The following is a 3958-nucleotide window of genomic DNA, read 5'->3' on the forward strand; positions in this document are numbered from 1 at the left end:
GCATGCGGAATTCCACGGAAAGGAGTGGAGGGCGGCAGGCGCCTCTCCAGACCGCTAACGCAGCTGCAGGGGTTTCTCCCCCAGTCATCGCGCTCGGGCGCCCATGCAGGCGCCGGGGCGGAGCATTCGTGCCGCGCGGGTTACCATGTGCGCATCACTTGCTGGAGCCTTCCCCCCATGAGCGCTGAAATCCTCGTCCCCGTGTCCTTCGGCGAGCTGCTGGACAAGATCTCGATCCTGCAGATCAAGTCCGAGCGCATCAGCGACGAGGGCAAGCTGGCCAACGTGCGCAGGGAGCTGTCGGCGCTGGAGCAGACCTGGATGGCGCACCCGGCGGCGGTGAAGGACATCGCCAAGCTGCGTGCCGAGCTGAAGGCGGTCAACGAGCAGCTGTGGGACATCGAGGACGACATCCGCCTGAAGGAGAAGGCGCAGGCGTTCGACCAGGGCTTTGTCGACCTGGCGCGCAGCGTCTACCTGCGCAACGATGAGCGTGCGCGGATCAAGAAGGCGATCAACCTGGCGCTGGGCTCGGCGTACGTGGAAGAGAAGTCCTACCAGGACTACGCGCAGCGCGGGTGAGGTGGATCCGCCGGGCGTGGCCCGGCGCTACCGATGATCCGTCGACTCAGGTGAGGTGGTCCGCTACGTAACGTTCGAATGCCGCGATGCCGTCTTCGACGGTGATCAGTTCCATCACATCGTCGAACTCGATCTTGGTGCCCCATTTCAGGTCGGCAGCCTGCTTGGCCAGATACTTGCGCGCGGCATCGTCGTAGCGATCCACGCAGTAGCGGCGGTCAGAGTACGGGCCGCTGCGGTTCGGGTTGCTGGCCGCATGCAGGCCCAGCACTTTGGCGCCCATCGCGTTGGCGATATGCATCGGGCCCGAGTCCGGGGTCATCACCAGGTTGGCGCGGGCGAGCAGGGCGGGCAGCTGCTTGAGCGTATCCTTGCCGACCAGGTCCAGCGCTGGCGTATGCAGTTGCGCCTGGATGGCATCGGCCATGCTGCGCTCCAGTTCGCTGCGGCCACCGCACAGCACCACCCGCCAACCGCGCTGTGCGGCGTGGTTGGCCACGGCTGCATAGCGGTCTGCGTACCAGTTGCGGCGCACGTGGCTGGAACAGGGCGAGATCATCAGCACCGGGCGGCCATCGTCCTGCCACTGCGCCGCAGCCCACTCGTACGCGGATTGCGGCACGGCCAGATCCCAGCTGACCTCGGTCTGGCGCAGGCCCAGCGGCTCGCAGAAGCTGCCGATGGCGTCCAGCACATGGATGCCGGGGCGGTCGGGGATGCGCTCGTTGATGAAGAGCCCGTGCAGGTCCTTGGAGCGGCTGCGGTCGTAGCCGATGCGGCGCTCGGCGGGAATGAAGGCCGACAGCAGGTTGGCGCGGAACGCCACCTGCATCTGCAGCAGCGCTTCAAAACGCCCCGGTGGCAGCTGTTTGCGCAGCTCCTTGACCCCTGCCATGCCGCTCTTCTTGTCGAAGGCGTGGAAGGTGACGCCGGGCAGGCCGTCGAGCAGTTTGTGGCCGACCTTGTCGATGATCCAGTGGATCGGCGTGTCCGGACGCGCAGCCTGCAGGGTGCGCACCAGGGGCACCACGTGGGTGACGTCGCCGAGTGCGGACAGGCGCAGGAGGCACAAGGAGGAGGACGCTGATGCCATGTGTTGTTAGACTCAATGAAATGGTCGCATTCGACGCCAATGAAGCGCTGACGCCATGCCGCGAGGGTCGCGGCATCGGGGCCATTCTGTTCGACCGCGAGCGGCTGCGGCAAGCCGAGGTTGGCCTGTTCTCGCCCCAGCACTGGGGCAGCAAGGCCCGGCCGGTCGGCGAGGGCGGTCGCGGCAGCGCCTGGTTCATTGATGCGCCGTTCGGCGCCAGCGTGCTGCGCCACTACCTGCGCGGCGGCCTGGCAGCGAAGATCAGCCATGACCAGTACCTCTGGCGCGGGTCGGACCGGACCCGGAGCTTTGCCGAATTCCGCCTGATGCGCGCCCTGCGCGAGAAGAAGCTGCCGGTGCCCCGGCCGATCGCCGCGTACTACATGCGCGAGGGCCTGCGTTACCGCGCCGCGATCCTGATGGAGCGGATCGAGGGCGTGCGCTCGCTGGCCGACCGCGCATTGGTTGCCGGCCGCGGCGCCCCGTGGGAGGAGACCGGGCGGTTGATCGCCCGCTTCCACCGTGCCGGCCTGGACCATGCCGACCTCAACGCGCACAACATCCTGTTCGATGGCAACGGCCACGGCTGGCTGATCGACTTCGACCGCGGGGTGATCCGCATACCGGCCACCGCCTGGCGCGAGCGCAACCTCAAGCGCCTGCTGCGTTCGCTGATCAAGCTGCGTGGCGAGCGCAGCGTGGAAGACGTGCATAAGGACTACGCGCGGCTGCGCCGCGCCTATGACATGGCCTGGAACCGGGGCACCTGATGGACTGGTCGTTGCGTTTCCTCGGCGTCGGCAATGCGTCGGCGGTCGAGCTGGGTTCGCCGATGTCGGTGATCGAGCGCGATGGCCGGCCGTGGCTGACCATCGATTGTGGCGGTGAAGGCCTGACCGCGTTCAAGGCCCACTACGGGCACATGCCGCAGGCGCTGTTCGTCACCCATGTGCACCTGGATCACGTGGCCGGTTTCGAGCGGCTGTTCGTGGATACCTTCTTCAGCACGCAGCGCCGCGGCAAGGTGCGCCTGTACGTGCCGGCCACGGTGGTGCCGCTGCTGCACAAGCGCATCGGCGACTATCCGAACGTGCTGGCCGAGGGCGGTGCCAACTTCTGGGATGCCTTCCAGCTGATCGTGGTGGGCGAGGCGTTCTGGCACGAGGGCGTGCGCCTGGAAGTCTTCCCGGTACGCCACCACTGGCCGGAGACGGCTTACGGCCTGCGCCTGCAGGGCGCGCTGACCTGGAGCGGTGACACCCGGCCGATTCCGGAGATGCTGGCCCGCTTCGCCAACGACAACGAGCTGATCGCCCACGACTGTGGCCTGCACGGCAACCCGTCGCATACCGGCGTGGACGACCTGGAACGTGAGTACAGCGCGGAACTGCAGGCACGGATGATGCTGTACCACTACGCCAGCGTGGCCGATGGTGCGGCGCTGGCCGCGCGCGGGCACCGTGTCGCACAGCCGGGGCAGTGCGTGCCGCTGGCCAGCCCGACCGCGCCGCACGTGCTGGCGCAGGACCCGCCGTGACGGACGTGGCCCAGCCTGCGGATGCAGCGCTGGCCGCCGGACTGGAACATCTGGAACGCGCACTGCACACCCCGCAGGTGCGCGGTGACCGTGCGCGTCTTGCGGCGCTGCTGGATGAGGATTTCAGCGAGATCGGCAGTTCCGGCCGCTGTTACGGCCGTGAAGCGGCGTTGGCGGAGATTCCGCTGGAGCGGGCGCAGGTGCAGATCGAATCGGAGCAGTACGCGGTCTCGCTGCTGACGCAGGACCTGGCCCAGGTGCGTTATCGCAGCCGCTATCACCTCGATGGCCAGCCGCAGGGCTGGGTGCTGCGCAGTTCGCTGTGGCGCAGGCACGCACAGGGGTGGCGGGTGGTGTTCCACCAGGGCACGCCCGAGGCACGGTAGCGCTGGGCCATGCCGGGCGAAGCATGTGAAGCCGGGGTCAGATCCCTTTGCCGTGCAAAGGGATCTGACCCCAGTGCAGAAAAGGCGGTGGCCCCGCCGGCTGACCTCGGCGCCCGCGTCGATCGATACCGTTGCTGCCTTCCGGCCCTGGCGGGGTTTTCGACCTAGCGTCGCGAGGGGCCGACGGGGCCACCATAGAGACGTTGGCCGCCCGGTGGGGCGCGCCGTCAACCGTTACCGGAGCCCCCGGCCCGAGTCGCACACCACACAACCCGGATTGTCTACCGGTGGCCGCATTGCCACGCGTTTTTAATAGTCTGCCGGGTGCAACACCGGCAGAATACCAGGACTAAATTGTTT

At 67.6% G+C, this 3958-nt stretch carries 5 protein-coding genes and 1 other RNA gene; 4 read left to right on the top strand and 2 right to left on the bottom strand.

Translation table 11 applies throughout. The annotated features are described in order from the left end of the window. The first annotated feature begins 177 nt into the window (after positions 1-177). Positions 178-582 carry a DUF6165 family protein gene (locus tag QRO91_RS21990; protein ID WP_049430220.1) on the top strand — a complete coding sequence of 135 codons (405 nt, stop codon included), beginning with the start codon at positions 178-180 and terminating at the stop codon, positions 580-582. 46 nt (positions 583-628) lie between these two features. Here QRO91_RS21990 and QRO91_RS21995 read toward each other — a convergent pair whose 3' ends face one another. Beyond that, on the bottom strand, positions 629-1675 hold the full coding sequence (locus tag QRO91_RS21995; protein ID WP_049430218.1) for a glycosyltransferase family 9 protein: 1047 nt from the start codon (positions 1673-1675) through the stop codon (positions 629-631). 20 nt (positions 1676-1695) lie between these two features. Between QRO91_RS21995 and QRO91_RS22000 the strand changes: the two genes are divergently transcribed. Genes QRO91_RS22000 through QRO91_RS22010 form a run of 3 tightly spaced genes read left to right on the top strand, consistent with a single transcriptional unit; the run spans position 1696 to position 3598 of the window. Further along, the gene (locus tag QRO91_RS22000) at positions 1696-2445 is read left to right on the top strand and encodes a 3-deoxy-D-manno-octulosonic acid kinase (RefSeq protein WP_049430215.1); all 750 of its coding nucleotides are present in this window, start codon (positions 1696-1698) and stop codon (positions 2443-2445) included. Continuing rightward, positions 2445-3212, top strand: a complete 768-nt coding sequence (locus tag QRO91_RS22005; protein WP_049430213.1) for an MBL fold metallo-hydrolase — start codon at positions 2445-2447, stop codon at positions 3210-3212. Before QRO91_RS22000 ends, QRO91_RS22005 begins: the two co-directional genes overlap by 1 nt. Beyond that, entirely contained in the window at positions 3209-3598 is a 390-nt protein-coding gene (locus QRO91_RS22010; RefSeq protein WP_049430211.1) for a DUF4440 domain-containing protein, read from the top strand. Before QRO91_RS22005 ends, QRO91_RS22010 begins: the two co-directional genes overlap by 4 nt. A gap of 90 nt (positions 3599-3688) precedes the next feature. Here the strand turns inward: QRO91_RS22010 and ffs are convergent. Then, an RNA gene (gene ffs / locus QRO91_RS22015) (signal recognition particle sRNA small type) lies at positions 3689-3785 on the bottom strand. Positions 3786-3958: the final 173 nt, after the last annotated feature.

The sequence above is a fragment of the Stenotrophomonas maltophilia group sp. Smal32 genome, assembly GCF_030237085.1.
Taxonomy (GTDB): Bacteria; Pseudomonadota; Gammaproteobacteria; order Xanthomonadales; family Xanthomonadaceae; genus Stenotrophomonas; species Stenotrophomonas maltophilia_Q.

Excerpts from the sequence above, each read along its gene's own strand:
- QRO91_RS21990 (WP_049430220.1), top strand. The coding sequence starts at position 178 with ATGAGCGCTGAAATCCTCGTCCCCGTGTCCTTCGGCGAGCTGCTGGAC.
- QRO91_RS21995 (WP_049430218.1), bottom strand. The coding sequence starts at position 1,675 with ATGGCATCAGCGTCCTCCTCCTTGTGCCTCCTGCGCCTGTCCGCACTC.
- QRO91_RS22000 (WP_049430215.1), top strand. The coding sequence starts at position 1,696 with ATGGTCGCATTCGACGCCAATGAAGCGCTGACGCCATGCCGCGAGGGT.
- QRO91_RS22005 (WP_049430213.1), top strand. The coding sequence starts at position 2,445 with ATGGACTGGTCGTTGCGTTTCCTCGGCGTCGGCAATGCGTCGGCGGTC.